The organism is Streptomyces sp. NPDC016845, from assembly GCF_044332585.1.
Lineage (GTDB): Bacteria > Actinomycetota > Actinomycetes > Streptomycetales > Streptomycetaceae > Streptomyces.
In genome coordinates this window covers 41,589-63,568 of sequence record NZ_JBIRPI010000024.1, presented here as the reverse complement: position 1 = coordinate 63,568, position 21,980 = coordinate 41,589, and the positions used below count along the sequence as shown (strand labels likewise).

Genomic DNA, 21,980 nt, shown 5'->3' with positions numbered 1-21,980 from the left:
CCTACGGGCCTACGGGCCTACGGGCCTACGGGCCTACGGGCCTACGGGCCTACGGGCCTACGGGCCCCGCAGGATCGTCAGGAGCGATTCAAGCGAGCTGACGACGTGGCGGGCCCCGGCCTCCCGCAGCGGCTCGGCCTTGCGTTCGTTGCGCGCGTAGCCCAGGAACGGGACGCCCGCGGCGCGCGCGGCGAGCAGGTCCGTGGGCGCGTCGCCGATCATCAGGGCCGCGGCCGGGGCCGCCCCCATCGCGCGCAGGGCGAGGTTCAGGCAGTACGGGTCCGGCTTGAGGAGACGCAGGTCCCGGGTGCGGCCGTAGATGTGCGGCTCGAAGCAGGGCGCCAGGTCGCGGCCCTCGATGTAGCGCCGGGCCGCCTCGGGTGAGTTGTTGGTGGTGATGGCGAGGCGGACGCCGACCGCTGACCAGGTGCGGATCAGCGGGTCGGCGTAGTCGGTGGGCCAGGCCGAGCGGACCGCCCTCAGCTCCTGCTCGGTGAGACGTTTCTCCATCTCGATGACCAGGTCGCTGTCGGGCCGTTGCAGGCCCAGGCTGCGCAGGGCGCTGTGCGGGTCGTCGTCGGCGCGCTCCGCCGGGGTCAGCGCCTCGCCGAGGCCTTGCGCGTCCAGCCAGTCGACCTGCTCGCGGGCGATCACGGGGGCCGGGCGCCCCGCGAAGAGGCGGCAGATCGGCCCGTCGAAGTCGAAGAGCACATGGCGTGCGCCCTTGACCAGATCGGTCAGCGACCGGTCCGAACCGTTCAAATCACGTGCTGCTCCCGTCACTTCGGCCACGGGAACGCTCTGTTTCGTCGCATCTGAAGTCACTAGGAGAGTGTCAGGTCGGAGGTGATGGTTTCCCAGAGGGCGGTGAACCACTTCTGCGACTCCTCCACGAACGACCGGTCCCGCTGGCCCGCGCGCTGCTCGAAGGAGAACAGCAGGGCCTGGGAACCGGTGGCGGCGTACATCTCCAGCTTGGTGCCGCTGTCGATCTCCTCCTCCCGGCGCGTGACCATGTAGTACGAGAGGAGCGCCTCCGCGTCGTTGAGCAGGTACAGCTTGACCGGCGGGGTGAACGGCAGGGCCCGGAACGTGACCTGGACGTCGATGCCGTGCGAGGAGCGCAGGGACCGCAGATTGTGGCGCAGGACCTGGCCCTGGGCGTTGCGCGTGGCGAGCCAGCGCTCGTGGACCGCCTCGTCGTCCGCGCGGTCGGTGCCGTCCGTGCCGTCGGGGACCGGCACCGGGAAGGCGAGGTCGATCTTGCGGCTCGGCAGCAGGATGCGTACGTCGATGGACTCGGGCCGCATCCGGCCCTCGTGGATGAGGCGCAGCGGCTCGCCGAGGGCCAGCATCAGCGTCTCGGAGGTCATGCAGACGGCGTCGATACGCACTTTGGGCTGCGCGAACGCCTGCACCAGGCGGGGCGCCAGCGCGACCATGGTGGGCCGTGGTTCGTCGCGGGCCAGGGTCGCGGGGGCGATACGTGGCGGGCTGCCCTTGCTGATGTTGCTCAGGAGGCCGTCCGACTGGAGGAGATGCAGCGCCTGGCGGACCGTGCCGCGCTCCACGCCGAACTCGACAGCGAGCGCGGCCTGCGTGGGCAGGCGCTCACCGGCTCGGAGCCGGCCCGCCCTGATCCGCTCCCGCAGGTCGTCGGCGATCTCATGGGGCGACAGCCTGCCCCCGCCGTTCAGTGTCGCGTCTGCCATGTCAGCCATGTCTGCCACGCTCCCCAGTCACGAACCAAATGGTACAACTCCCTGTCACTTGGCGGCACTTGTTGTTGACTTGTTTATGGCCTGGGACCAAGTGGGGACAACCATAGTAGAGTTGGTCGCCAACTCGGGCCAACAAGTACAGCCATCTTCTCCGCCGTAGCTGATGAAGGAGGAAACGTCATGCCCTTCCTGAGCCTCCTCTCCGCGGTGTTCGTGATCACCTTCGAGCAGCTCGTCCAGTGGCACTACGGACCGGCCGGCATCGCCGGTCTGCTCCTGCTGGCCATCGGCGCAAAGTCGCGGAACGCCACGTGCAGTTCCATCGGCGGCGTGCTGCTCGCGATCATGGTGGCCGGACCCGCCCTCGCTTGAGGAACCGGGCGGGACCGCGCGCTCAGCGCTGTGCGCTGAGCGTCAGGTCCCCGCTGATCGTGTTCCACAGGCTGTTGAACCAGAGCTGGGACTGTTCCACGAACGTCGTGTCCCGCAGCCCCGCCCCCTGCTCGAACCCGAACAGCTTCTGTGACACGCCCTGCGCGTCGTAGACGTCCACCCGCTCGTGGTCGATCTGCGTACCGCGCCGCGACAGCGTGTAGTACGCGAACAGCGCCTCGACGTCGTTGAGCAGGTACAACTTGACCGGTGGCGTGAACGGCAGGGCGCGGAACGCCACCTCGACGTCGATGCCGTGCGTGCCCCGCAGCCCGAGCAGGTTGTGGCGCAGGACCTGACCCTGCGCGTTGCGCTGCTCCAGCCAGTAGCGCTGCAGCCGGTCGCCCGTCACGCCGTCCGCCTCCACCTCGGCGTCGGCCGGGGCCGGGAAGGCGAGGTCGATGTCGCGGCTCGGCAGCAGCACCCGCACCCGCACCTTGGCCGGTTTTATGCGGCCCGCGTGAATCTCGCGCAGCGGTTCGCCCATGGCGAGGGTCAGCGAGACGGACGTGAGGCAGAGGGCGTCGATCTCCACGTCGGGTTGGCGGAACGCCGCCGAGACCCGCTGCGCCAGCGCGACCATCGTCGGCTGCGGCAGGGCGCCCGGACCGTTCGGCGCGGCCCTGCTGGTGTCCGCGACGGTGGCCGGACTGCCCTTGGAGACGTTGGCCAGCAGCTGCTCGGACTGCAATATGCGCAGCGCTTGGCGCACGGAGGAGCGGTCCACGCCGAAGTCGTCCGCCAACTGCGCCTGCGTGGGCATGCGTTGACCAGGCCGGAGCGACCCGGAACGGATCCGGGCGCGCAGCTCGTCGGCCACGTCGCGGTACGTCCACTGCGTCCGCCGCGGCTCCGGCCGTCCATTGACGGCGGCATGTTCCGCACTCACAGACCAAGGCTACAACTTCCCGCCATCTTCGGGGAGTTGAAAGAAAGGTGGTTATGAGTCGCGCTTCAGCGGAGATAAGTACCAGTGAGTTGGTGACCAACTTGAGCGACATGGTCGGACAACCTCGGGGGTTGGCGTCGGTCACACAGGTTGGTCTACGTCACCGGTATGGCGCCGGAGTTGGTCACCACTCGGACCTAAGGGGGTAAGTCCAATGCCGGTCTTCGCCATCCTCATCGCCGCGCTCGCCATCGGATTCGAGCAGCTCATCCAGTGGAAGTACGGCCCGATGGGCATCATCGCCTTCGTCGTGCTCACCATCGGGCTCAAGGCCAGGAACACCATGATCAGCGGCATCGGGGCGGCCATCCTCGTCCTGCTGCTCGCCCAGAGCGGCTGACCGGGCTCCCTTCCGGAGGGGAGCCGGGAGCCCGGTCGGTCTTTCGACCTCGTACGCGGACACCCGCCCGGCCGCCAGGGTCAGAACATGTCGAGGCACCACGGTCGCCTCGGGGTACGGAACAGGGCGTCGGCCAGCGCGGCGGCGCCCTCCGTCTCGGGTGCGGGTGCGTTGTGGCTGGTCGGGCTGTTCGCCGCGCGCCGGGTGGGGGGCGCTAGTTGCCGTTTACCAGCAAGTCGTCCACCTGGGCCTCGCCCTCCCTGTAGCGGCGGGCGATTTCCGTGCTGCAGTTGTCCGCTGTGTGCTGGAGGTGCTGGCGGCGGCGGGAGACCTGTTGTTCGTAGCGGGTGAGGCGGCCCATCGCCGTGTGGAGTTCGTCGTCCGTGCGGGCCGCCAGGTCGGAGAGTTCGACCTCGGAGAGCATGTCGGCGGCGAGGCGGCGGAACTCCTCGCTGTGCGGGGTGCCCAGGGTGACGTGGCGGGCCGAGGAGCGCTGGCGGGTCGGCTGGTCGCGGAGGATCTCCGAGAGCCGGTCCACGACGGGCGTCTCGGGGTCGCGGCGCCGCCCCAGCTCGGCGCGCAGGATGTCGATACGGCCCTGGAGCAGGCGGCGTACGTAGCTCAGGTCCGCCTCGTCCTGCTGCGAATCGCGGCGCACCCGGCGCAGCTCGGGCAGGCCGAGCCGGGCCAGGTCGTGCTCGGGTGCGGCCGGCAGTTCGGGGCTGTCGACGCGCTGCACGGGCGGCCGGGCCATCGCGGCGCCCGGGTCCCCGGACCGCCGCGTACTAGGTGTGTGGCTCATGGCGTGGGCATCCATGGTGTGCTTACCGTCCCCTCGACCGGACCGCCGCCGCGCGCCATCGGCGCACCGCGTGTGAGCATGGTGCCACCCCCGGTGCCCGCTCTGTGCGCGAGTACCCCATATCCGCCCCGGATGGGGGGTTCTGGACCATGGCACGGGGCACGGCATGATGGGCCCATGCGAGCAGTTGTTCAGAGGGTTGATGGCGCCAGCGTCGTCGTGGACGAGGAGATCGTCGGCGAGATCAAGGGCGAGGGGCTCTGTGTCCTTGTCGGGGTCACCCATGAGGACACCGCGGAGAAGGCCGCTCAGCTCGCCCGCAAACTGTGGTCCGTGCGGATGCTCTCCGACGAGAAGTCGTGCAGCGACATCGACGCGCCGCTACTGGTCATCAGCCAGTTCACGCTCTACGGCGACGCCCGCAAGGGGCGCCGCCCCACCTGGAACGCCGCGGCGCCGGGCCCTGTCGCCGAGCCGCTGGTCGACGAGGTCGTGGCGCGGCTGCGGGCGCTCGGCGCCACCGTGGCGACGGGCCGGTTCGGGGCCCAGATGCGGGTGTCGCTCACCAACGACGGCCCGTTCACCGTGCTGCTGGAGATCTAGCGGCACACGCGTCTACGGCTCGACCACCACCTCCTGCGCCGCCGCCGTCGTCTCGGCCATCAGCTCCGCGTCCACCGGCACGTTCCGCTTCACCAGGGCGAGGGCGATCGGGCCCAGCTCGTGGTGGCGTACGGACGTCGTCACGAAGCCGATCTTGCGGCCCTCGGGGCCGTCGGCGGCGAGCCGGACGTCGGCGCCGTGCGGCGGCAGGTGCACCTCGCTGCCGTCGAGGTGGAGGAAGACGAGGCGGCGCGGCGGCTTGCCGAGGTTCTGCACGCGGGCGACGGTCTCCTGCCCGCGGTAGCAGCCCTTCTGCAGGTGGACGGCGCTCTCCAGCCAGCCCAGCTCGTGCGGGATGGTGCGGTGGTCGGTCTCGAGGCCGAGCCGCGGCCGGTGCTGCTCGACGCGCAGCGCCTCGTAGGCGAGGAGCCCGACCGCGGGGCCGTTCTCCTTCGCGTACGGTTCGAGGTCGCCGCGCGGCAGGAAGAGGTCGCGGCCGTACGGGGTCTCGCGCACGGTCACCCCGTCAGGCACCGGGGCGATGGAGCCGGCGGGCAGGTGAACGACGGCGAAGTCGGCGGTGCGGTCGGCGACGTCGACCCGGTAGAAGAACTTCATCGACTCCAGGTACGTGACGAGGGCGTCCTGGGTGCCGGGCTCCACGTGCGCCCACGTCGTCGTACCGTCGTCGACGAGGTACAGGGCGTGCTCGATGTGGCCGTTGGCGGAGAGGATCAGCGCCTCGGTGGACTGCCCGGGGGGCAGCTCGGTGACGTGCTGGGTCAGCAGCAGGTGCAGCCAGCTCAGCCGGTCGTCGCCGGTGACCGTGATGACGCCGCGGTGGGAGAGGTCGACGACGCCGGACCCGTCGGCGAGGGACCGCTGCTCGCGGAACAGGTCGCCGTAGTGCGCGGCGACGCCTTCGTCCACGCCCTCACCGGGGACGGCGCCGGGCAGGGTCAGCAGGGGGCTGCTCGTTGAGTGTCGCTGCATGTTCACCAACACTACGACGAGGAGCCGGGGCCGCTTATTCCTGCGCCCGGTCCTCTTCCCCGGAGGCCGTGCACTTCGCGCACCGGCCGAAGATCGCGAAGTGCTTCAGGTCGGTGTCGAAGCCGAACTCGGCGCGCAGCTTGGCGGTGAACTCCGCCGCCACGTCGACATCGGCCTCGATCACGTCCGTGCAGTCCCTGCACACCATGTGGATGTGATGGTGGCGGTCGGCGAGGTGGTAGGTGGGCGCGCCGTGCCCGAGGTGGGCGTGGCTGACCAGGCCCAGCTCCTCCAGAAGCTCCAGGGTCCGGTACACCGTGGAGATGTTGACGCCCGACGCCGTCCTGCGCACTTCGCTCAGGATGTCGTCGGGGGTCGCGTGCTCCAGGGTGTCCACGGCCTCGAGAACAAGCTGGCGCTGCGGCGTCAGCCGGTAGCCGCGCTGCCGCAGGTCGCTCTTCCAGTCGATTCCCTCGGTGCTCACCACACCGTCCAGTGTAGAAGCCATGCCGCTCCTTCAAGGGCTTGCCGGCAGACGCCCCGTCATCAGCGGCTCCGAGAGGGTTTCCCGCAGCTCGGAGGTGACCCGCACGATCTCCGCGTGTGCCCTGATCTTCTCATCGACGGCCTTGAGCGCGGCCCCGATCTCCCTGTCCCGGCCGCTCGGCGCTCCAGCCATTCGGTGACCCGGCGGTTGAGCGTAGTCCTTCGCCCTGATGCCCTCGACGGCAACCGCCCTGCTCAGCGCCTCGGTCCCGGGGAACGCCCGGGAACCGCGCAGGGCGCAGAGGGCGGTGAGACAGTTGATGGCCCCGGCGCGGATTCGCGCGGAGCCATCCATGTGCCGTCGCTGCGGACGGCCGGGCCTACTTGAAGAAGGCGATACCGTCGTCCGGCATGTCCGGGAGGTTGCGCGCCATCTCGGCGACCTCCTCGGGGGAGACGACCTTCTTGAGCTGGGCCGACATGTAGGGGCGCAGCGGGACCTCGGGGGTCTGCTTCTCTCCGACCCACATGAGGTCGCCCTTCACATAGCCGTAGAGACGCTTGCCGCCGCTGTACGGGCCGGATGCGGCGGTGCGGGCGACCGCGTCGGTGGCCAGGTCGATCTGCGGCTTCTTGTCGGCCAGCTCGCCGTACCAGACCTCGACGACGCCGTCGTCCCGGACCATGACGACCTCGACCTTGCGGTCCTTGTCGACGCGCCAGAAGCCGGACTCGGACTCCAGCGGCTTCACCTTGTTGCCGTCGCTGTCGAGGATCCAGCTGTGCGAGTGGAACTCCAGGAAGTCCCGCCCGTCATGGGTGAAGGAGACCTCCTGACCGAAGTTGGCCTTCTCGGCGCCCGGGAAGTCGGTGACGCCGGCGCCTGCCCAGTTCCCCAGGAGGAACGCGAGCGGAAGGAGGTCGGGGTGCAGGTCGGACGGGATCTGGATCATGGAGTTACTCAATCAGTGGGATAGGTCAGCGCTGGCCCTGGTACAGCTTCTTCACAGTCAGACCTGCGAAGGCGAGGACGCCGACGCAGACCAGGACAAGGAGGGCGGAGAAGAAGGCCTCAAGCACGGGTGCTCCTCGGTGAGCGGAATACATCTCGGGTTACATACAGAGCCGGGCCCCACTGTAGTCGGGTGGGGCCCGGGGCTCTCGGCGAGGTCGGCCGGTGGGGTCGGGGGGCGGCTCAGCCGAGCAGCTCGCTCTGCAGGGCGACGGTCTGCTGGAACGGCACGGCCGCGGCGGTCCCCTTCCGCTGCTGTGTCACCAGACCCACCATGTCCCCGGCCACCAGGTACGCCTGGCGCAGGTGGGCCGCGCCGCGCGGGCTCGTCTCGTCGTAGGCGTGCACCGTGACGTCCGTGCCGTGCGCCTCCTCCGGGTACCCCTCGTCGAGCTCGACGTCCTGCGCCCCGATCAGGTAGCGCTGCGGCGACGAGGACCCCGACGCCAGGGTGTCGGCGACCGAGGCGGCCTGCGCCCCGGTGCCGAAGTGGAGCAGGAAGATCCGGGTGCGGGTGCCGTCCGGCGTCACCCAGGCGCGGCCGGTGATGTGGCGCAGGCCCGCGTCGGTCAGGTCGACGCCGAGGCCCTCGCGCTCCTCGGCCTCGTACTGCGCGAGGAACGCCTTGGTCGTCACCCAGCCGCCCTCGGCGCGCAGGCCCGGGTCCGGGCGGGCGCCGGCCGGGGCGGGCAGCACGAGCGCGCGGGGGTCCGCGTAGTGCGCCCCTGCCGCGTTGCGCTGGTCGAAGGGGCGCGGGGCGCCCTTGGGCAGGGCGGGGCGGGTCAGGACCGGGTAGTCCCAGCGCCCGTCCGACTCGGTCGCGAGACCGGGCAGGTCGGAGCGATTCTGCTGGGTGATCCCGTAGGCGGTGCCGCCGGCCGCGAGGGCGAAGACGACGACGGCGGCGCTCCAGCGCAGCACGGCGCGTGCCACCCGCCGCGGCCGGAGGGTCTGCGGCGCCGCCGGTTCCGCAGCGAACTGCTCCGCGGGCTCCTTCGTGGGCTCCTCCGCGATGACGACGGCCTCCTCATCCCCGTGCCCCGTATGCTCGGGGCCCTGGGTGATCAGGCGCTCGCTCTGCTTATCGCCCTGGTGCTCGCTCAGGACTTCGCTCACGCTTTCGCTGGGCTTCTCGCTCAGGCTGTCGCTCTGCTTCTCGCTCAGGCTTTCGCTCATACCGCCTCACCCACCGTGCCGAGCCGGTCCAGTTGCGCGCCCATCAGGCTGGCCGGTTCACCGGAGGCCACCAGGGCCTTGCCGGCGCTTCCGAAGGGGACCTTCTTCGTGCCCTGCGCCGAGAAGGTGACCACGACATCGCCCTGGTAGGCGGTGCAATACACCATCTCCAGCACCTCCTCGGCATCTCTGGGCATCACATAGCAGCGCGCGTCCTTGTAGCCCTTGATCTTGGGGCCCTTGCGGAAGACGCCGATCGCGTCGAACACGGCCGTCTGCGAGCGGACGATGGTGCGTGCCGTGCCGCTGCCCTCCATCCGGGCCAGGGTGATCTCGGCGACGATGCCGCCGTCGGCCATGCTCTGCGAGGCGTACGAGCGCATGGCCATGCTGGTGATCTTCTGGCGGTCGATCTGCCGCTCCATGCGCCGGCGCTGGGTCATCGGCAGGAAGCTCAGCGACTTCTTGCGCAGCGCGGTGGCCTCCCGGCCGGAGAACTCCTTGTCGCTGCCGAACTCGTCCATGTCGGGCCCCGCCTCGTACCCGACCGGGTAGGGCAGCAACGATGCTCCGACCTCCCGGTGCCCCACCGTGTCGGTGGAGTCGTGGCCACGGGAGGGGAACTGCCAGCGGGGCGCGCCGGGATCCCGGTCGGCGGTGGCCACGCGGGAGGCCGTGACGCCGACACCGGTACCGACGACGCCCAAAACCAGTGCCGTCACGACGAGACCCACGACCAGGCGGCGCCGCGACCGCCGCGGCTGCTCCGGCGTCTGCGGCTGCTCCGGCTGCTGCTGCTGTACGTCCACGCTCACATCCGCCCCCACTGCGCGCGGGCCAGCTCCATGGCCCGCTTCTTGCTGACCGGCCGGTCGGCGTTGCTCAGCCAGATCTCCATCTCCAGGTCACCGCGGCTCGCGACGGCCTCCGCCTGGTACCACCCGGACTCGGGATCGCGGTCGGCGCCCACGTAGACGGTGCCGGTGCCGGAGCCCGGGATGCCGTCGGGCGTGTCGTCGGGAAAGCGCCAGTCCATGCCTTGCTGCTGCTCGATGGCGGAGGCCTGGGCGTCGGTGCTCTCCAGGTCCCGGTACTGCGTGAGCCGGACCTCGATGTCCGTGCCGTCCTCGGTCCACATCACGGAGGCCGCGCGCCGGAACTCGCTCTCCAGCAGGTGGGAGAAGGCCGACTCGGTGTCCTCGTACGTCGCCGCGATGTCCGCGACGTCCATCCAGGCGCCGTCGCCCGTGCCGCCGGACACGTCGCGGGCTCCCTTGGGCGCGCGGACCAGCAGCCGCCGCAGATCGCCTTCCGTGCGAACGGCTCGGTCCTGTGCGGCGGACAGCGGCTGTGGCGCGCCCTTGGCCTGCTCGATCGTCGGCTGGGACAGCGCAGGCAGCCGGTCCACGGCACGGTCGGCCTGCACGATGTAGCCGGTGCAGACCCCGGCGACGACACCCAGCACGGCGGCGCACGCGATCAGCAGCGTGGTACGGCCCCGGCGGCGCCGGGGAACAGGCGTCGTCCCCAGTGCCGTCTCCCCAGGCGGCGACTGTGGAGCGACAGGCGGCGCCTGAGGCGCCGTCTGCGTAGTTTGTACGTCTTCCAACAGGTCCCCCACGGAACGTGACGCACGGATTCCGTATCCGCGCGCACAGGAGACCCACAGAGACCCATGCAGGTTGCACGGTTTTGGATAACGAAAGCGCTTCGACCACATGCTTGCTCGGCGCGCCCTCACGCCTCCGTCAGATCCAGCCCCGCCAGCTGCGCCCTGCTCGCCACCCCGAGCTTCGGGAACGCCCGGTACAGGTGATAGCCCACTGTCTTCGGGCTCAGGAACAACCGGGCGCCGATCTCCTTGTTGGTCATTCCGGTGGCGGCGAGCCGGACGATCTGCAGCTCTTGCGGGGAGAGCGCGTCCAGGGCCACCGACGTGCCCGACGGCGTACCCGGGTCGCCGGTGGCGCGGAGTTCGGCGCGCGCCCGCTCCGCCCACGGTGTGGCACCGAGCCGCTCGAACGTCTCGGCCGCCGACCGCAGATGCGCCCTGGCCTCCGTCTTGTGGCGCTCACGGCGCAGCCGTTCCCCGAACAGCAGCCGGGTGCGGGCCGCCTCCCAGGGCCGCCCGCTGTCGGCGTGCAGCCGTACGGCGGTGGTGAACAGGGCGTACGCGCGCTCCCAGTCGTCCTGCGTCAGCGCGCGGCAGCGGTGCAGTACGGCGTCGGCCCACGCCTGCCCGGACGCCTCGGCCCAGGAGGTGTACCGGGCGAGCGGCTCGTGCGCCGGGTCGCCGACGCGCGAGGCGGCCTCGACCCAGTCGGGTGCGGCGTACACACCCTGGATCTGGTGGCGCCCCGGACCCTCTTGCGCGGCGGCGAGGCGCCGCACGGTGCCCGCGCCGTCACCGCGCCCCAGGTCGGCAAGGGCGAGGGCCCATTCGGCCCAGGCGAGGCTGTTGACGATGCCGGTGGTGTCGTAGTGGTCGTGGCAGCGGGCGGCGTGGCCGCGTGCCTCGTCCAGGTCGCCGCGGACGGCGGCCAGCCAGGCGAGCATGCCGTGCAGGTGGCCGCCGCGGTGCGGCTGTCCGGTGTCCGCCGCGAGGCGCAGCCCCTCGGTGGCGGTGGCCGCGGCCTCCCGGAACCGGCCCAGGTACAGCTCGCTCGCGGCCAGCGGGAGGTGGGCGAGCGGCAGCCAGCCCACGTCTCCCCGGTTCCGGCACTCCTCCGCCACCTCGGCGGCGATCTGCCGGCCCGCGTCGAAGTCGCCGATGAGGCCCGCGACGAACGCCGCGTTGATCCGCAGGGCGCGCGGCGCCGTCGCCCCGGTCCGGCCGTACGCGACCAGCGGCCGCATCACGGGGACGGCGCGCGCGGGCCCCTGTTCCAGGAAGATCGCGGCGCCGCACACCGCGTCGATCGCGGGCCCGAGCCCGTCGCCGGGGCCGGGGCCGGGGGTGAGCGCGGTCAGCCGGTCGGCGCAGCTCCGCAGCCGTTCGGGGTCGCCGAGCTGCCAGGCGTTGCGCGCGGCGTCGACGAGCAGCGCCCCGGCCTCGGCCCCGCGGCCCAGCGCCGCCGCGCCCCGGACAAGGAGGTCGTGGGCCTGCTCCGGCGCGCCCTCCTCGAACGCGGCGCGGGCCCGCAGCGCGTGGAGGCGGGCCAGGGTGTGCGGGTCGTCGGCGGCGGGGCGGGCCTCGCGGAGGAGGGCGCGGGCCCGCTCCGACAAGCCCGCGTCGGCGGCGGCCCGCGCGGCGTCGACGAGGCGGCGGGCCTTCAGAGCCGGGTCGGTGGTGAGGGCGGCGGCGCGGGCCAGTGCGGCGCCCGCGCCCGCGTGGCCGCCGAGGGCGTCGGCGCGGACGGCGGCACGGGCCAGCGCGTCGGCGATCTCGTCGTCGGGGCCGGTCGCGGCGTGCGCCCGGTGCCAGACCTGCCGGCCGGGGTCGTCGGCGAGTACGTCCGCCAACTCCGCGTGCACTGCCCCGAGTTCACCGTGTTCGGCGGCGTTCAGGATGGCGCTGCGCAGCAGCGGGTGCCCGAACTCCAGACGTCCCGTACCGCCCCGCAACCACACGAGCCGCGCCCGCTCGGCCTCCTGGAGCGGGGCCGGCCCGGTCACCCGCTCGATCACGGCGAGATCGCCGTCGCCCGCCGCCGCGACGAGCAGGGCCCGGCGCGCGGGCTCCGAGAGCCCGGCGACCCGGAACGCGTACGCGTCCTCCAGGCGGCGCGGCAACGGCAGGACGTCCCCCGCACCACTCACACCAGCCACGTAAGTCACACCAGCTACACCAGCTACACCAGCTACGCCACCCGGACCGTCTCCGTAAGCCGGAAGTCCGAGTAACGCCAACGGGTTCCCCGCGCACTCCGCGACGGCCCTGCTCCGAGCCGCCCGCGGCAGATCCGGCGCGTGCTCGTCGAGCAGCCGCCCGGCGCTCGCCTCGTCGAGGCCGGTCAATCGCAGCGAGGGCAGTCCCGGCGGGTTGAAGCCGTGCCCGAGCCGTGCGCCGAACAGCAGCACGATGCCCTCGGCGGTGAGCCTGCGGGCCGCGAAGAGCAGCACCCGCGCGGAGGCGTGGTCGAGCCAGTGGGCGTCGTCGACGACACACAACACGGGCCCGTCAGACCCCAGTTCGACGAGCAGCGACAAGGTGGCGAGCCCGGTGAGCAGAAGATCGTCCGTTGCCCCTGCGCCCATTCCCAGCGCCGCACGCAGCGCGTCCGCCTGCCGCTCGGGCAGCCCGTCGAGCCGGTCCAGCACCGGGTGGAGCAGCAGATGCAGCGAGGCGAACGGGATCTCCGCCTCCGTCTCGAACCCGGTGGCCCGTACGACGCGCATGCCGTACGTGTCCCGGGCGCGTTCGGCGGCGTGGTCCAGCAGCGCGCTCTTGCCGATGCCCGCGTCGCCCCGGACCACGAGCACACCGCCGGCCCCTGCGACCGCGCCGCCGAGCAGCCCGTCGAGCCGCGCCATTTCCTCGTCGCGGCCGTGCAACCGGCGCCGCGCCATTTCCTCGTTCCGGCCGTGCGACCGGTCGTCTCCCCCGCCCATGCGGCAGATCCTAGATCGCCCGGCGGGCCGGTCCTGGGCACATGTCCGATACCGTCGCCGCCCCCGCCCGACCAGGCTCTCGGGCATGGAGACAAGACCTGCGGACGCGTCCGTCGTCCTCGACCACGTCACGCGCCGCCACCCCGGCGGCGAGACCCCGGTGACCGCGCTCGACGACGTGTCGGTGACGTTCGCGCACGGCACGTTCACGGCCGTCATGGGCCCGTCCGGGTCCGGCAAGACGACGCTGTTGCAGTGCGCGGCCGGGCTCGAACGACCGCAGGCGGGGCGGGTGTTGGTGGCCGGACACGATCTGGCGCGGCTCAGCGAGCGCAAGCGGACGCTGTTGCGCCGCGAGCGGATCGGGTTCGTGTTCCAGTCCTTCAATCTGCTGCCGTCGCTGACCGCCGCGCAGAACGTCGCCCTGCCGCTGCGCCTCGCGGGCCGCCGCCCCGACCCGGCCCTGGTCCGCCAGGGCCTGGCCGCCGTGGGCCTCGCCGAGCGGACGGGACACCGGCCGGCCCAGCTCTCGGGCGGCCAGCAGCAGCGCGTGGCGCTCGCCCGCGCCCTGGTGACCCGGCCCGCCGTGCTCTTCGCCGACGAGCCGACCGGCGCCCTCGACGCCTCGACCAGCCGCCAACTCCTCCAGCTCATGCGCACCCTCGTCGACCGGCACGCCCAGACCCTCGTCATGGTCACCCACGACCCGCTCGCGGCGGCCTGCGCCGACCGCGTCCTCTTCCTCGCCGACGGCCGCCTGACCGGCGAACTCACCGACCCGACCCCCGACGCCGTGACCACCCGCATGCTGCACCTGGAGGCGTCGTGCTGAGCCTCGCCCTCGCCACCCTGCGCACCCGCTGGACCTCCCTCGCGGGCTGCCTCACCGCCCTCGTCCTCGGCACGTTCCTGATGGCGGCGTCGGGCCAGGTGCTCGCGTCCACCCTGACCTCGCCCGAACGCGGCCCGCAGCGGTACGCCGCCGCGCCCACCGTCGTCGTACCGGACACGGACCTCGAGGTGGAGACCGCGCGCGGGACGAGCGGCGCCCCGCTCGCCGAGCCCCGTTCGCTGCCCGCCTCGCTCGCCGGGCGCGCGGCCGGGCTGCCCGGCGCGGTCGTCGACCGGATCATCCCGGCACGGCTCGCCTCCGGTACGACGCTGACCGGCCGCCCGTGGTCGGCGCACCGTACGGCCCCGCAGCGGCTGACGGCGGGCCGGGCGCCGCGCACCGCCACCGAGATCGCCGTCAGCGGTCGAGAGGGCCGGCCGGGCGACCGGGTCACGGTCGTGACGGCGGCGGGCCCGGCCACGTACCGGATCGTCGGCACCACCACCTCAGAGCCCGGACCGACGGTCTTCTTCACCGACACCCGCGCCGCTCGGCTCTCGCCCCGCATCGACGCGTTGGCGCTCCGGCAGCCCGCCTCCTCCGCCGCCGTACGCGAACTCGTACGCGGTACCGGCGCGCACGTCCTCACCGGCGACGACCGGGCGCGGACCGATCCCGCGCGGGCCGCCGACACGAAGGCCCGCAACGACGCCAGCACGGTCGTCGGGATCGCGGGCGGGTTCGCCGTGTTCGTCAGCGCTTTCGTGGTGTCGTCGACGTTCGCCTACGCCACCGGGCGGCGCCGCCGCGAGTTCGCCCTGCTCCGCTCGGTCGGCGCGACCGGCCGCCAGCTGCGCCGCATGGTGCGCGCCGAGGCGTGGCTGCTCGCGCTCGTCGCGTCCGGGCTCGGCGCCGTGCTCGGCCCGCTCGCCGCGCCCGCGCTCCTGGACCGGCTGATCGCGCTCGGCCTGGCCCCCGACTGGACGGTGGTCAGCGGCTCGGCCGTCCCCGCGCTCGTCGCCTTCCCGACCGGTGTGGCCGTCGCGCTCGTCGCCGCCGCGGCCCCCGCGCTGCGGGCCGGGCGCACCGGCCCCGCCGAGGCGCTGCGCGAGGCGGCGGCCGAGAGCCGGGCGATGACCCCGACCCGCTGGGCCCTCGGTCTCGGCAGCCTGGCCACGGCCCTGGTCTGCATGGCGGTGAACGCCCTCACCGATCCCGCCTCCGCCACGCACAACAAGACGGCGATGCCCCTCGTCATGCTCCTCGTCGCCGCCGCGGCCCTGCTCGCCCCCGCTGTCGCCGCCCCGGTCGCCCGGCTCGTCGCCGTACCGCTGTCCCGGCTGCCCGGCGCGGCCGGCGAGGTCGCCGCCTCGGCCGCGCTCGCCTCGGCCCGGCAGACCGCGATGACGGCGGCCCCGGTCCTGGTCACGGTCGGCCTGACGGCGGCGCTGCTCGGCGGCGCGGCGACCGGCGACGCCGCGAAGGAGGAGATGCGGACGGGCCCGGTGCGCGCCGAGTTCGTCGTCACGGCGCGCGGCGACGGCGGCCTCGACCGGGAGCTGATGGACCGGCTGCGCGCGCTGCCCGGCGTGGACGTGTCCGCCCCGGTCCCCACGAGCGTCTACACCCTCGAAGGCGATACGAAGCTGATCCGGCGGCCCGTCGAGGCCGTCGACCCGAAGGCGCTGGACGCGGCGGCGGACATCCCGGTCGAGGCCGGTTCCCTGGCCGTGCTCCGCCCCGGCACCGTCGTCGCCTCGCCCACCTGGGAACACGGGCTCGGCGAGTCCTTCCCGGTCTGGGGCCCCGACGGCAGCCGGTCCACGCTCAAGGTGGTCGGCCTGCTCGGCGCGGGCGCCACGGCCGACGCGTACATCACGCCCGGCCGCGCGCTCACCGCCCGCCCGCCGCTCGCGTACGTGAAGCTGCGCCCCGGCACCGCGCCCTGCCCCGTGCACACGGCACTGGAGCGAGCCACGCGCGGCCACAGCGCCACGGCTCTGACGAGGGAGCGGTGGAGCGCGGAGGCGGCAGAGGGCGGCCGGTCGGCGAGCCGTACGGGTCTGCTCGCGGTCCTCGGGGTCGTCCTCGCGTACACGGTGCTCGCCCTGGTCAACATCTCCCTGATGGCGGCGGCAGACCGCACGGCCGAACGCCGCGCGCTGGCCCTGCTCGGCGCCCGACGGCGCCAGGTCGCCGCGTTCGCCGCGATGGAGGCGCTCCTCGTGGTGACGGTCGGCGCGCTGCTCGCCCTCGGCGCGGCGGCGCTGAGCCTGGCCGGGCTGTGGTGGTCGGTGCTGCGCCTGGCGGGCCCGATGTGGCCGCGCGTCCCGTGGACGGCGATGGGCACGGCGACGGCGGTCTGCGCGCTGCTCGCGGTGGTGGCGGCGACGGTACCGGCGGCGCTGAACCGCCGCCCGGGAACATGACACCGATGGGTGTCAGGGTGGGTGTCCGGGTGGGTGTGGTGTCAGGGTGGGTGTCAGGGCCTGGGGCGCTTCTTTCCGTCCAGCTCGTCCCACCACTCGTCGGACTCGGTGTCACCCGACGGGTCGTCCCACCAACGGTCCTCGGGGCCACGCCGGTTCGCGACGATGGCGGCGACCGGCGGGATGACCATGGCGACCACGCACATCCCGACGGCGGCGGGCACGGACCAGAGCCGCACGAGGCCCCACGCCAGGACGAAGAGGCCGATGCACAGGCCCATCATGGCGAAGTACAGATGCTTCCGCCGCGCGTACATACCCCCAGCGTAGGCCCGCTTCGCTCCCCCCGCGCAAGCCGAAGGACCGCACCCCGTACCAGTGGCGTCCAACCCCCGGGATGCGGCCCTTCGAGCCTGTGATGTGCGCGTCGCGGCGCCGCCGTCACACGGCGATCGCGACCTCCGCGAGTCCGCCGGTCTGCGCGACGACCGTACGGTCCGCCGTGCCGCCCGGGACCAGCGCGCGCAGGGTCCACGTGCCCTCGGCCGCGTAGAAGCGGAACTGGCCCGTGGCCGAGGTCGGGACCTCGGCGGTGAACTCGCCGGTCGAGTCCAGGAGGCGGACGTAGCCCGTCACCGGCTCGCCGTCGCGGGTCACCTGGCCCTGGATCGTGGTCTCACCGGGCTTGATCGTCGAGGCGTCGGGACCGCCGGCCTTCGCTCCACACATACGTAACTCCTAGGCAGGAAAGGTCAGTTGGACGTGGTTCGGGTTGCTCGAGGGTTACTTCGCGGCGCCGAGCTCGATCGGCACGCCGACGAGGGAGCCGTACTCGGTCCACGAGCCGTCGTAGTTCTTGACGTTCTCGACACCGAGCAGCTCGTGCAGCACGAACCAGGTCAGCGCGGAACGCTCACCGATGCGGCAGTACGCGACGGTGTCCTTGGCCAGGTCGACCTGCTCGTCCTCGTACAGGGCCTTGAGCTCGTCGTCCGACTTGAACGTGCCGTCGTCGTTGGCGTTCTTCGACCACGGGATGTTCCGCGCGGACGGGACGTGGCCCGGACGCTGCGACTGCTCCTGCGGCAGGTGCGCCGGGGCGAGGAGCTTGCCGCTGAACTCGTCGGGCGAGCGCACGTCGACGAGGTTCTGGTTGCCGATCGCGTTCACGACGTCGTCACGGAAGGCACGGATCGAGGTGTCCTGCGGCTTGGCCTTGTACTGGGTCGCCGGGCGGTTCGGTACCTGCGCGCCGTCGACCAGGTCGCGGGAGTCCAGCTCCCACTTCTTGCGGCCGCCGTCGAGGAGCTTCACGTCCTGGTGGCCGTAGAGCTTGAAGTACCAGAAGGCGTAGGACGCGAACCAGTTGTTGTTGCCGCCGTAGAGGACGACGGTCGTGTCGTTGCCGATGCCCTTCTCCGACAGGAGCTTCTCGAAGCCCTCCTGGTCGATGAAGTCACGCCGGACCGGGTCCTGGAGGTCCTTGGTCCAGTCGATCCGGATCGCGTTCTTGATGTGGTTCTTGTCGTACGCCGACGTGTCCTCGTCGACCTCGACGATCGCCACGTTCTCGTTGTCGAGGTTGGCCTCGACCCAATCGGCGTCGACCAGGACGTCGCTGCGGCTCATGCTGTCTTCCTCCGGGGCAGTTGCGGCGGGGCATGCGGGATTTCGGTGCGCAGGATGGGCGCGGGGCGGCCCCGAGTCCGAACTCGAGGGGCCTGGGAGAAGGCGGGTGCCGGTCGTGTGTGGCCGGGTGTCCCGCTCAGACAGTGCGACAGAGCATGGCGGCGACGCGGCACAGGTCTACTGCCCGCCGCTTCGTGAGGTCCGCCTGTCGCTTCATGCGTCCGATCGTAAGGACGTATCGGGCGCCGTGTCACCGGCATGTCGCATACTGAGACGTAATCGTCCGAATGGCGGGAACCGACGCCTGTCCGGGCCGTCGCGCGGCGGCCCCGGGGGCGCTTCCGCCGCCCGTCCTTCTGATGGATGGACGGCTCCGTCTCGCAGTACGGACGGTCGCCGCTCAGCCGCCCTCGTTCGTCCCTGCGCGTCCCTGCGCGTCCCTGCGCGTCTTTACCCGGTCGTCCCTACCCGACGAGCTTCAGGTTCGAACCCTTCACCGTGATCTCCACGCCGTCCTGCACCGCCTGGACGTTGTCCAGCTCGATGCCCGCGGGCAGGTTGTCGATCGCCTGCTGGAAGTCGGTGACGGCCCGGACCCGGCCCTCCGCCAGATCGAACGCGCCGATCTTCGGCAGGCTGTCGGCGCGCGCCGAGACCTTGCCGTCGGTGACCTTCACGGCGCTCAGCACGGTCGGGTGCAACGTGCCGACCGGCGTCTTCACCGTGACCGCCACCTTGATCTTGTCGCCGCCGCCGTACGAGAGCCCGTCGATCTGGGCGGTGATGCCGGGGGCCACCTGGGCGACGTCCTGCTTCTTCACGGCCTTCAGGAGCTCGGCGTAGGAGATCCGGGCGGTGCCGGTGGCCGACTCGGCGGTGGCGGAGCTGTAGCTGCTGTCGAACTCCACGCCGTGCATCTCGGCGTCCAGGTCCGCGATGCGGATGCTGTCGCCGCCGCTCTTCGCGTCGTAGTCCTTGATGCCGATCTCCACGTCGTCCAGGGTGCCGCCCACGACCTGGGTGAGGAACGGGAAGCCCTTGATGCTCACGTCCGGGGTGTCGGCCAGGGCCTCGCTCGTGCGGATCTTGTCGGCGGCCTTGTCCTCGGCGAAGTTGACGGCGACGCGGTCGGCGATCACGAAGAGGCCGCCCACGATGACAACGAAGATCAACAGTATTCGCAGTGCGCGCATCGGGGTCCCCCATTTGCCAATTTGCCGTGTATACGTACCCGGCGCCTCTTGTCCCCCGGCCGGGGTGGATCTCGGGGCCGAGGGTACGTTGCCGCGATCGCCTCCGGCGGAGCCGGGCGAGGTTGTAGCGGAGTTGTCGATCAGCTGAGGGTTCGGGATCGGCTGATGCGGATCGGCGGCCGCGGCTCTCGTGGTGGCTGGTCGCGCAGTTCCCCGCGCCCCTGGGGTGCGCACTGCGTGCGGCATTCTCTCGTCCGTCATCGGGTGTGGCTTTCGTCGTGGTTGCTCGCGCAGTTCCCCGCGCCCCTGAGATGCGCACTGCGGGCGCCGTCCCAAGGGCCTCGATGGGGCGCGGGGAACTGCGCGGCCGGCCACGACGGCGGCGTGGACGGGCGGTCAGATCAGGGCTCGGCCCAGCAAGTAGACGGCCGGGGAAGCCGCGGCCAGCGGGAGCGCGACGCCCGCTGTCATGTGGACGAACCGCGACGGGTAGTCGTAGGAGGCGACCCGGTGGCCGATCAGGGCGCAGACACCCGCGCCGAGCCCGAGCAGTGCCCCACCGGCCCCCAGATCCGTCACACCCCCGGCGGCGACCCCCGCCCCCGCGGCCGCGAGCAGCGCAACCACCACGGACGCGGGCGTCGGCAACGGCAGGGCGCGGGCCACGATCACGACGGCCACGGCGACCGCCCCGACGGTCACCGCGTCCGGCTCCGCCGCGAGCCACCCCGTGGCGATGACGGCCAGCGCCGCCGAGGTGACGGTCGCCATCAGCCCGTACATGCGCTCGTCGGGCGAGGCGTGCGAGCGGAGCTGGAGGACGAGGGTGAGCAGGACCCAGACGCCGAGGGTGCCGAGGATCGCGGCGGGCCCGTGCTCCCGCCCGGCCGCGAGCAGCGCGATGTCGGCGACGACCCCGCCGAGGAAGGCGAGGGCGATGCCCTGACGGGCGGGCCACATCCCGTTCAGCCGGAACCAGCCCGCGGCCGTGACCGCCTGGAGCAGCAGCAGCGGGACGAGCAGCCCGTATGAGCCGACGAGAGCCCCACCGGCGAGCAGTACGCCGAGCGCGGCCGTCAGCGCGGCGGGCTGAATGCCGGGCTCGATCACCGGCGACCGGCCCTCGGCGCGGGCGCGCTGCGCGTCGGTGACGCGGGTGTTGCCGGTGACGGTGGGCGGACCGTACTCCGGCTCGGGCTCGGGCTCGGCCGAGGAAGCGGGGGCGGCGGGCGCCGGGGACGCCGGGGACGCAGCTCCGTACCCCGCCCACTCCTGCTGCTGAGCCTGCTGCTGCGGCTGCTGCGGTGGCAGATACGGCTGCACAGGCGGCTGCACCTGCGTGTCCCAGGTCTGCCCCTGCCACTGCTGCGTCTCAGGCGCGTCGTCGTACGCCTGCGCCTGCTGCGCGTACGGCTGCCCGTACTGGTCGTACTGGGGCTGCTGCTGCTCATACTGCTGCTGGGCGTACTGCTGGCGCTGCGCGTATTGCTGCTGCTGCGCGTACTGCTGCTGCGAGTACTGCTGTGGATAGTGCTGCTGCTGCGGATACTGCTGGTCGTCGCTCATCCGGTGTCACCCTCCTGCGAACGGCGGGAGCACCTCGACCGTGCCGCCCTCGGCAAGCCGTACCGTCTCATGCCCGCGGGTCCCCACGGGATCCCCGTCGATGAGGAACGAGGAGCGCCGCAGCACCCGTACGAGATCACCGGGGTGCCGCGTGCGGGCGGCGTCGAGCGCCGCGGCCAGGGTCTCCGCGTCGTACGGTTCCTCGGCGACGCCGGCGGCCGCTTTGGCCGCCGCCCAGTAGCGGATCGTGCCCTGAGCCATGGAGGCGGCTCCTCTCCTCGTGTGCGGTCGGCGTCCTATTGTGCGGCACCGGCGGCGGCCGCCCACGCCCCGATCCGGTCGAGCAGGGCGTCGCTCGCCGCGTGCTCCGCGTGGCCCATGCCCGGCTCCAGCCACAGCTCGGCGCCGCCGTCCGCGGCCTCGGCGAGCATCCGGGGGTGGTCGACGGGGAAGTACGGGTCGCGGTCGCCGTGCACGACGAGCAGCGGCGTCGGCGCGATCAGCGGGACCGACTCGACCGGCGACAGCGGCACCGGGTCCCAGTCATAAGGATGGATACGGGTACGGAGCCCGAGCCGGCCGACCATGCGGCCCGTGGGCCGGGTCACCACCCAGTGCAGCCGCCGCATCGGGGCCGTACCTCGGTAGAACCAGCGGGCGGGGGCGCTGACCGCGACGACCGCGTCAGTGCGCGCTTCCGTGCGCCCCCTGTGCGACGCGGCGTGCCGGAGGACGACCGAACCGCCCATCGAGAACCCGACCGTCACCACGCGCGCGTGGCCGAGCGAACGCGCCCATTCGACGACCGCGGCGAGATCGAGCACCTCGCGGTCGCCCACGGTCGACCGACCGCCGGAGCGCCCGTGGCCCCGGAAGGAGAACGTGATCACGGCCGCACGCTGGGCGAACACCGCCGCGGCGCGCCGTACGTGCGGCCGTTCCAGATCGCCTGTGAAGCCGTGCGCGAGCACGATCACGGGGTCCGCGCCGGGCGCCGGACCGGGCTCGTAGGCCGCCTCGACGGCGATGCCGTCCGGTGTCCGCAGCATCACGCGCCGTGTCCGTTCAGTGATCGGCCGCACAGAAGATCCGCTCTCTTCACCTGCCGGATCCCAAGTCATGTGGGCTATTGTGCTGTGCAGAGGACTCGGGCAGTGCAGCCCCCGGGTCCTTTTGTGCTTTCAGGAGCACACCTCAGCACCACCCCGGCAGCACCCCAGCACCACCACGAACAAGTACGAAGCAGTGCCGCAACGTCCTCGCAGG

Annotated in this window: 25 protein-coding genes; 5 read left to right on the top strand and 20 right to left on the bottom strand. The window is 72.3% G+C overall.

The window, feature by feature from the left end:
• Nucleotides 1-57 precede the first annotated feature (57 nt).
• Nucleotides 58-762 carry an HAD family hydrolase gene (locus tag ACH4RC_RS35770; protein WP_398208281.1) on the bottom strand — a complete coding sequence of 235 codons (705 nt, stop codon included), beginning with the start codon at nucleotides 760-762 and terminating at the stop codon, nucleotides 58-60.
• A gap of 62 nt (nucleotides 763-824) precedes the next feature.
• A complete protein-coding gene (locus ACH4RC_RS35765) occupies nucleotides 825-1,721 on the bottom strand; it encodes a winged helix-turn-helix domain-containing protein (RefSeq protein ID WP_398208279.1) in 897 nt (298 codons plus the stop codon).
• Nucleotides 1,722-1,901: 180 nt separating this feature from the next.
• Between ACH4RC_RS35765 and ACH4RC_RS35760 the strand changes: the two genes are divergently transcribed.
• A complete protein-coding gene (locus ACH4RC_RS35760) occupies nucleotides 1,902-2,093 on the top strand; it encodes a hypothetical protein (protein WP_398208277.1) in 192 nt (63 codons plus the stop codon).
• A gap of 22 nt (nucleotides 2,094-2,115) precedes the next feature.
• Here the strand turns inward: ACH4RC_RS35760 and ACH4RC_RS35755 are convergent, their stop codons facing one another.
• Entirely contained in the window at nucleotides 2,116-3,042 is a 927-nt protein-coding gene (locus tag ACH4RC_RS35755) for a winged helix-turn-helix domain-containing protein (protein WP_398208275.1), read from the bottom strand.
• A 214-nt stretch (nucleotides 3,043-3,256) separates the two neighbouring features.
• On the opposite strand from ACH4RC_RS35755, the gene ACH4RC_RS35750 reads away from it, so the two are divergent.
• On the top strand, nucleotides 3,257-3,442 hold the full coding sequence (locus ACH4RC_RS35750) for a hypothetical protein (RefSeq protein ID WP_398208273.1): 186 nt from the start codon (nucleotides 3,257-3,259) through the stop codon (nucleotides 3,440-3,442).
• Between the two features lie 214 nt (nucleotides 3,443-3,656).
• Here ACH4RC_RS35750 and ACH4RC_RS35745 read toward each other — a convergent pair whose 3' ends face one another.
• Nucleotides 3,657-4,244 (bottom strand): ABC transporter substrate-binding protein, encoded by a 588-nt coding sequence (locus ACH4RC_RS35745; RefSeq protein ID WP_398208271.1) that lies wholly within the window; start codon nucleotides 4,242-4,244, stop codon nucleotides 3,657-3,659.
• Between the two features lie 177 nt (nucleotides 4,245-4,421).
• On the opposite strand from ACH4RC_RS35745, the gene dtd reads away from it, so the two are divergent.
• The gene (dtd, locus tag ACH4RC_RS35740) at nucleotides 4,422-4,847 is read left to right on the top strand and encodes a D-aminoacyl-tRNA deacylase (protein WP_398208269.1); all 426 of its coding nucleotides are present in this window, start codon (nucleotides 4,422-4,424) and stop codon (nucleotides 4,845-4,847) included.
• 12 nt (nucleotides 4,848-4,859) lie between these two features.
• Here the strand turns inward: dtd and ACH4RC_RS35735 are convergent, their stop codons facing one another.
• The 8 genes from ACH4RC_RS35735 to ACH4RC_RS35700 form a co-directional block, all read right to left on the bottom strand.
• The gene (locus ACH4RC_RS35735; protein ID WP_398208267.1) at nucleotides 4,860-5,840 is read right to left on the bottom strand and encodes a YgfZ/GcvT domain-containing protein; all 981 of its coding nucleotides are present in this window, start codon (nucleotides 5,838-5,840) and stop codon (nucleotides 4,860-4,862) included.
• A 34-nt stretch (nucleotides 5,841-5,874) separates the two neighbouring features.
• Nucleotides 5,875-6,348, bottom strand: a complete 474-nt coding sequence (locus tag ACH4RC_RS35730) for a Fur family transcriptional regulator (protein WP_398208265.1) — start codon at nucleotides 6,346-6,348, stop codon at nucleotides 5,875-5,877.
• 9 nt (nucleotides 6,349-6,357) lie between these two features.
• Entirely contained in the window at nucleotides 6,358-6,681 is a 324-nt protein-coding gene (locus ACH4RC_RS35725; RefSeq protein ID WP_398208263.1) for a hypothetical protein, read from the bottom strand.
• Between the two features lie 25 nt (nucleotides 6,682-6,706).
• Nucleotides 6,707-7,279 carry an FABP family protein gene (locus tag ACH4RC_RS35720; RefSeq protein ID WP_398208261.1) on the bottom strand — a complete coding sequence of 191 codons (573 nt, stop codon included), beginning with the start codon at nucleotides 7,277-7,279 and terminating at the stop codon, nucleotides 6,707-6,709.
• A gap of 242 nt (nucleotides 7,280-7,521) precedes the next feature.
• On the bottom strand, nucleotides 7,522-8,514 hold the full coding sequence (locus ACH4RC_RS35715) for a hypothetical protein (RefSeq protein ID WP_398208259.1): 993 nt from the start codon (nucleotides 8,512-8,514) through the stop codon (nucleotides 7,522-7,524).
• Nucleotides 8,511-9,329, bottom strand: coding sequence for a hypothetical protein (locus ACH4RC_RS35710; protein ID WP_398208257.1), 819 nt, complete (start codon nucleotides 9,327-9,329; stop codon nucleotides 8,511-8,513). The genes ACH4RC_RS35715 and ACH4RC_RS35710 overlap by 4 nt, the downstream gene beginning before the upstream one ends.
• A complete protein-coding gene (locus ACH4RC_RS35705; RefSeq protein WP_398208255.1) occupies nucleotides 9,326-9,979 on the bottom strand; it encodes a hypothetical protein in 654 nt (217 codons plus the stop codon). Before ACH4RC_RS35705 ends, ACH4RC_RS35710 begins: the two co-directional genes overlap by 4 nt.
• Before the next feature lie 272 nt (nucleotides 9,980-10,251).
• Nucleotides 10,252-13,065 (bottom strand): AAA family ATPase, encoded by a 2,814-nt coding sequence (locus tag ACH4RC_RS35700; protein ID WP_398208253.1) that lies wholly within the window; start codon nucleotides 13,063-13,065, stop codon nucleotides 10,252-10,254.
• A gap of 85 nt (nucleotides 13,066-13,150) precedes the next feature.
• Between ACH4RC_RS35700 and ACH4RC_RS35695 the strand changes: the two genes are divergently transcribed.
• Entirely contained in the window at nucleotides 13,151-13,897 is a 747-nt protein-coding gene (locus ACH4RC_RS35695) for an ABC transporter ATP-binding protein (protein ID WP_398208251.1), read from the top strand.
• Entirely contained in the window at nucleotides 13,891-16,326 is a 2,436-nt protein-coding gene (locus ACH4RC_RS35690; RefSeq protein ID WP_398208249.1) for an FtsX-like permease family protein, read from the top strand. The genes ACH4RC_RS35695 and ACH4RC_RS35690 overlap by 7 nt, the downstream gene beginning before the upstream one ends.
• A 53-nt stretch (nucleotides 16,327-16,379) precedes the next feature.
• Here ACH4RC_RS35690 and ACH4RC_RS35685 read toward each other — a convergent pair whose 3' ends face one another.
• From ACH4RC_RS35685 to ACH4RC_RS35650, 8 genes are all read right to left on the bottom strand, one after another.
• Entirely contained in the window at nucleotides 16,380-16,643 is a 264-nt protein-coding gene (locus ACH4RC_RS35685; RefSeq protein ID WP_398208247.1) for a DUF3099 domain-containing protein, read from the bottom strand.
• A gap of 124 nt (nucleotides 16,644-16,767) precedes the next feature.
• Nucleotides 16,768-17,055, bottom strand: coding sequence for a DUF1416 domain-containing protein (locus ACH4RC_RS35680; protein ID WP_127832476.1), 288 nt, complete (start codon nucleotides 17,053-17,055; stop codon nucleotides 16,768-16,770).
• A 54-nt stretch (nucleotides 17,056-17,109) separates the two neighbouring features.
• On the bottom strand, nucleotides 17,110-17,955 hold the full coding sequence (locus ACH4RC_RS35675; RefSeq protein WP_398208245.1) for a sulfurtransferase: 846 nt from the start codon (nucleotides 17,953-17,955) through the stop codon (nucleotides 17,110-17,112).
• Between the two features lie 136 nt (nucleotides 17,956-18,091).
• Entirely contained in the window at nucleotides 18,092-18,172 is an 81-nt protein-coding gene (locus ACH4RC_RS35670) for a putative leader peptide (protein WP_350203226.1), read from the bottom strand.
• Nucleotides 18,173-18,419: 247 nt separating this feature from the next.
• Entirely contained in the window at nucleotides 18,420-19,148 is a 729-nt protein-coding gene (locus tag ACH4RC_RS35665; protein ID WP_398208243.1) for a DUF2993 domain-containing protein, read from the bottom strand.
• A gap of 396 nt (nucleotides 19,149-19,544) precedes the next feature.
• On the bottom strand, nucleotides 19,545-20,714 hold the full coding sequence (locus ACH4RC_RS35660; protein ID WP_398208241.1) for a hypothetical protein: 1,170 nt from the start codon (nucleotides 20,712-20,714) through the stop codon (nucleotides 19,545-19,547).
• 6 nt (nucleotides 20,715-20,720) lie between these two features.
• Entirely contained in the window at nucleotides 20,721-20,975 is a 255-nt protein-coding gene (locus ACH4RC_RS35655) for a MoaD/ThiS family protein (protein ID WP_398208239.1), read from the bottom strand.
• 35 nt (nucleotides 20,976-21,010) lie between these two features.
• Nucleotides 21,011-21,763 (bottom strand): alpha/beta hydrolase, encoded by a 753-nt coding sequence (locus ACH4RC_RS35650; RefSeq protein ID WP_398208237.1) that lies wholly within the window; start codon nucleotides 21,761-21,763, stop codon nucleotides 21,011-21,013.
• Between the last annotated feature and the right edge of the window lie 217 nt (nucleotides 21,764-21,980).

What these genes read in the sequence shown, in the direction of transcription:
- ACH4RC_RS35765 (WP_398208279.1), bottom strand. Translation starts at nt 1,721, where the DNA reads ATGGCTGACATGGCAGACGCGACACTGAACGGCGGGGGCAGGCTGTCG.
- ACH4RC_RS35760 (WP_398208277.1), top strand. Translation starts at nt 1,902, where the DNA reads ATGCCCTTCCTGAGCCTCCTCTCCGCGGTGTTCGTGATCACCTTCGAG.
- ACH4RC_RS35750 (WP_398208273.1), top strand. Translation starts at nt 3,257, where the DNA reads ATGCCGGTCTTCGCCATCCTCATCGCCGCGCTCGCCATCGGATTCGAG.
- ACH4RC_RS35745 (WP_398208271.1), bottom strand. Translation starts at nt 4,244, where the DNA reads ATGAGCCACACACCTAGTACGCGGCGGTCCGGGGACCCGGGCGCCGCG.
- dtd (WP_398208269.1), top strand. Translation starts at nt 4,422, where the DNA reads ATGCGAGCAGTTGTTCAGAGGGTTGATGGCGCCAGCGTCGTCGTGGAC.
- ACH4RC_RS35735 (WP_398208267.1), bottom strand. Translation starts at nt 5,840, where the DNA reads ATGCAGCGACACTCAACGAGCAGCCCCCTGCTGACCCTGCCCGGCGCC.
- ACH4RC_RS35730 (WP_398208265.1), bottom strand. Translation starts at nt 6,348, where the DNA reads ATGGCTTCTACACTGGACGGTGTGGTGAGCACCGAGGGAATCGACTGG.
- ACH4RC_RS35725 (WP_398208263.1), bottom strand. Translation starts at nt 6,681, where the DNA reads ATGGATGGCTCCGCGCGAATCCGCGCCGGGGCCATCAACTGTCTCACC.
- ACH4RC_RS35720 (WP_398208261.1), bottom strand. Translation starts at nt 7,279, where the DNA reads ATGATCCAGATCCCGTCCGACCTGCACCCCGACCTCCTTCCGCTCGCG.
- ACH4RC_RS35715 (WP_398208259.1), bottom strand. Translation starts at nt 8,514, where the DNA reads ATGAGCGAAAGCCTGAGCGAGAAGCAGAGCGACAGCCTGAGCGAGAAG.
- ACH4RC_RS35700 (WP_398208253.1), bottom strand. Translation starts at nt 13,065, where the DNA reads ATGGGCGGGGGAGACGACCGGTCGCACGGCCGGAACGAGGAAATGGCG.
- ACH4RC_RS35695 (WP_398208251.1), top strand. Translation starts at nt 13,151, where the DNA reads ATGGAGACAAGACCTGCGGACGCGTCCGTCGTCCTCGACCACGTCACG.
- ACH4RC_RS35685 (WP_398208247.1), bottom strand. Translation starts at nt 16,643, where the DNA reads ATGTACGCGCGGCGGAAGCATCTGTACTTCGCCATGATGGGCCTGTGC.
- ACH4RC_RS35680 (WP_127832476.1), bottom strand. Translation starts at nt 17,055, where the DNA reads ATGTGTGGAGCGAAGGCCGGCGGTCCCGACGCCTCGACGATCAAGCCC.
- ACH4RC_RS35675 (WP_398208245.1), bottom strand. Translation starts at nt 17,955, where the DNA reads ATGAGCCGCAGCGACGTCCTGGTCGACGCCGATTGGGTCGAGGCCAAC.
- ACH4RC_RS35670 (WP_350203226.1), bottom strand. Translation starts at nt 18,172, where the DNA reads ATGAAGCGACAGGCGGACCTCACGAAGCGGCGGGCAGTAGACCTGTGC.
- ACH4RC_RS35665 (WP_398208243.1), bottom strand. Translation starts at nt 19,148, where the DNA reads ATGCGCGCACTGCGAATACTGTTGATCTTCGTTGTCATCGTGGGCGGC.
- ACH4RC_RS35660 (WP_398208241.1), bottom strand. Translation starts at nt 20,714, where the DNA reads ATGAGCGACGACCAGCAGTATCCGCAGCAGCAGCACTATCCACAGCAG.
- ACH4RC_RS35655 (WP_398208239.1), bottom strand. Translation starts at nt 20,975, where the DNA reads ATGGCTCAGGGCACGATCCGCTACTGGGCGGCGGCCAAAGCGGCCGCC.
- ACH4RC_RS35650 (WP_398208237.1), bottom strand. Translation starts at nt 21,763, where the DNA reads ATGCTGCGGACACCGGACGGCATCGCCGTCGAGGCGGCCTACGAGCCC.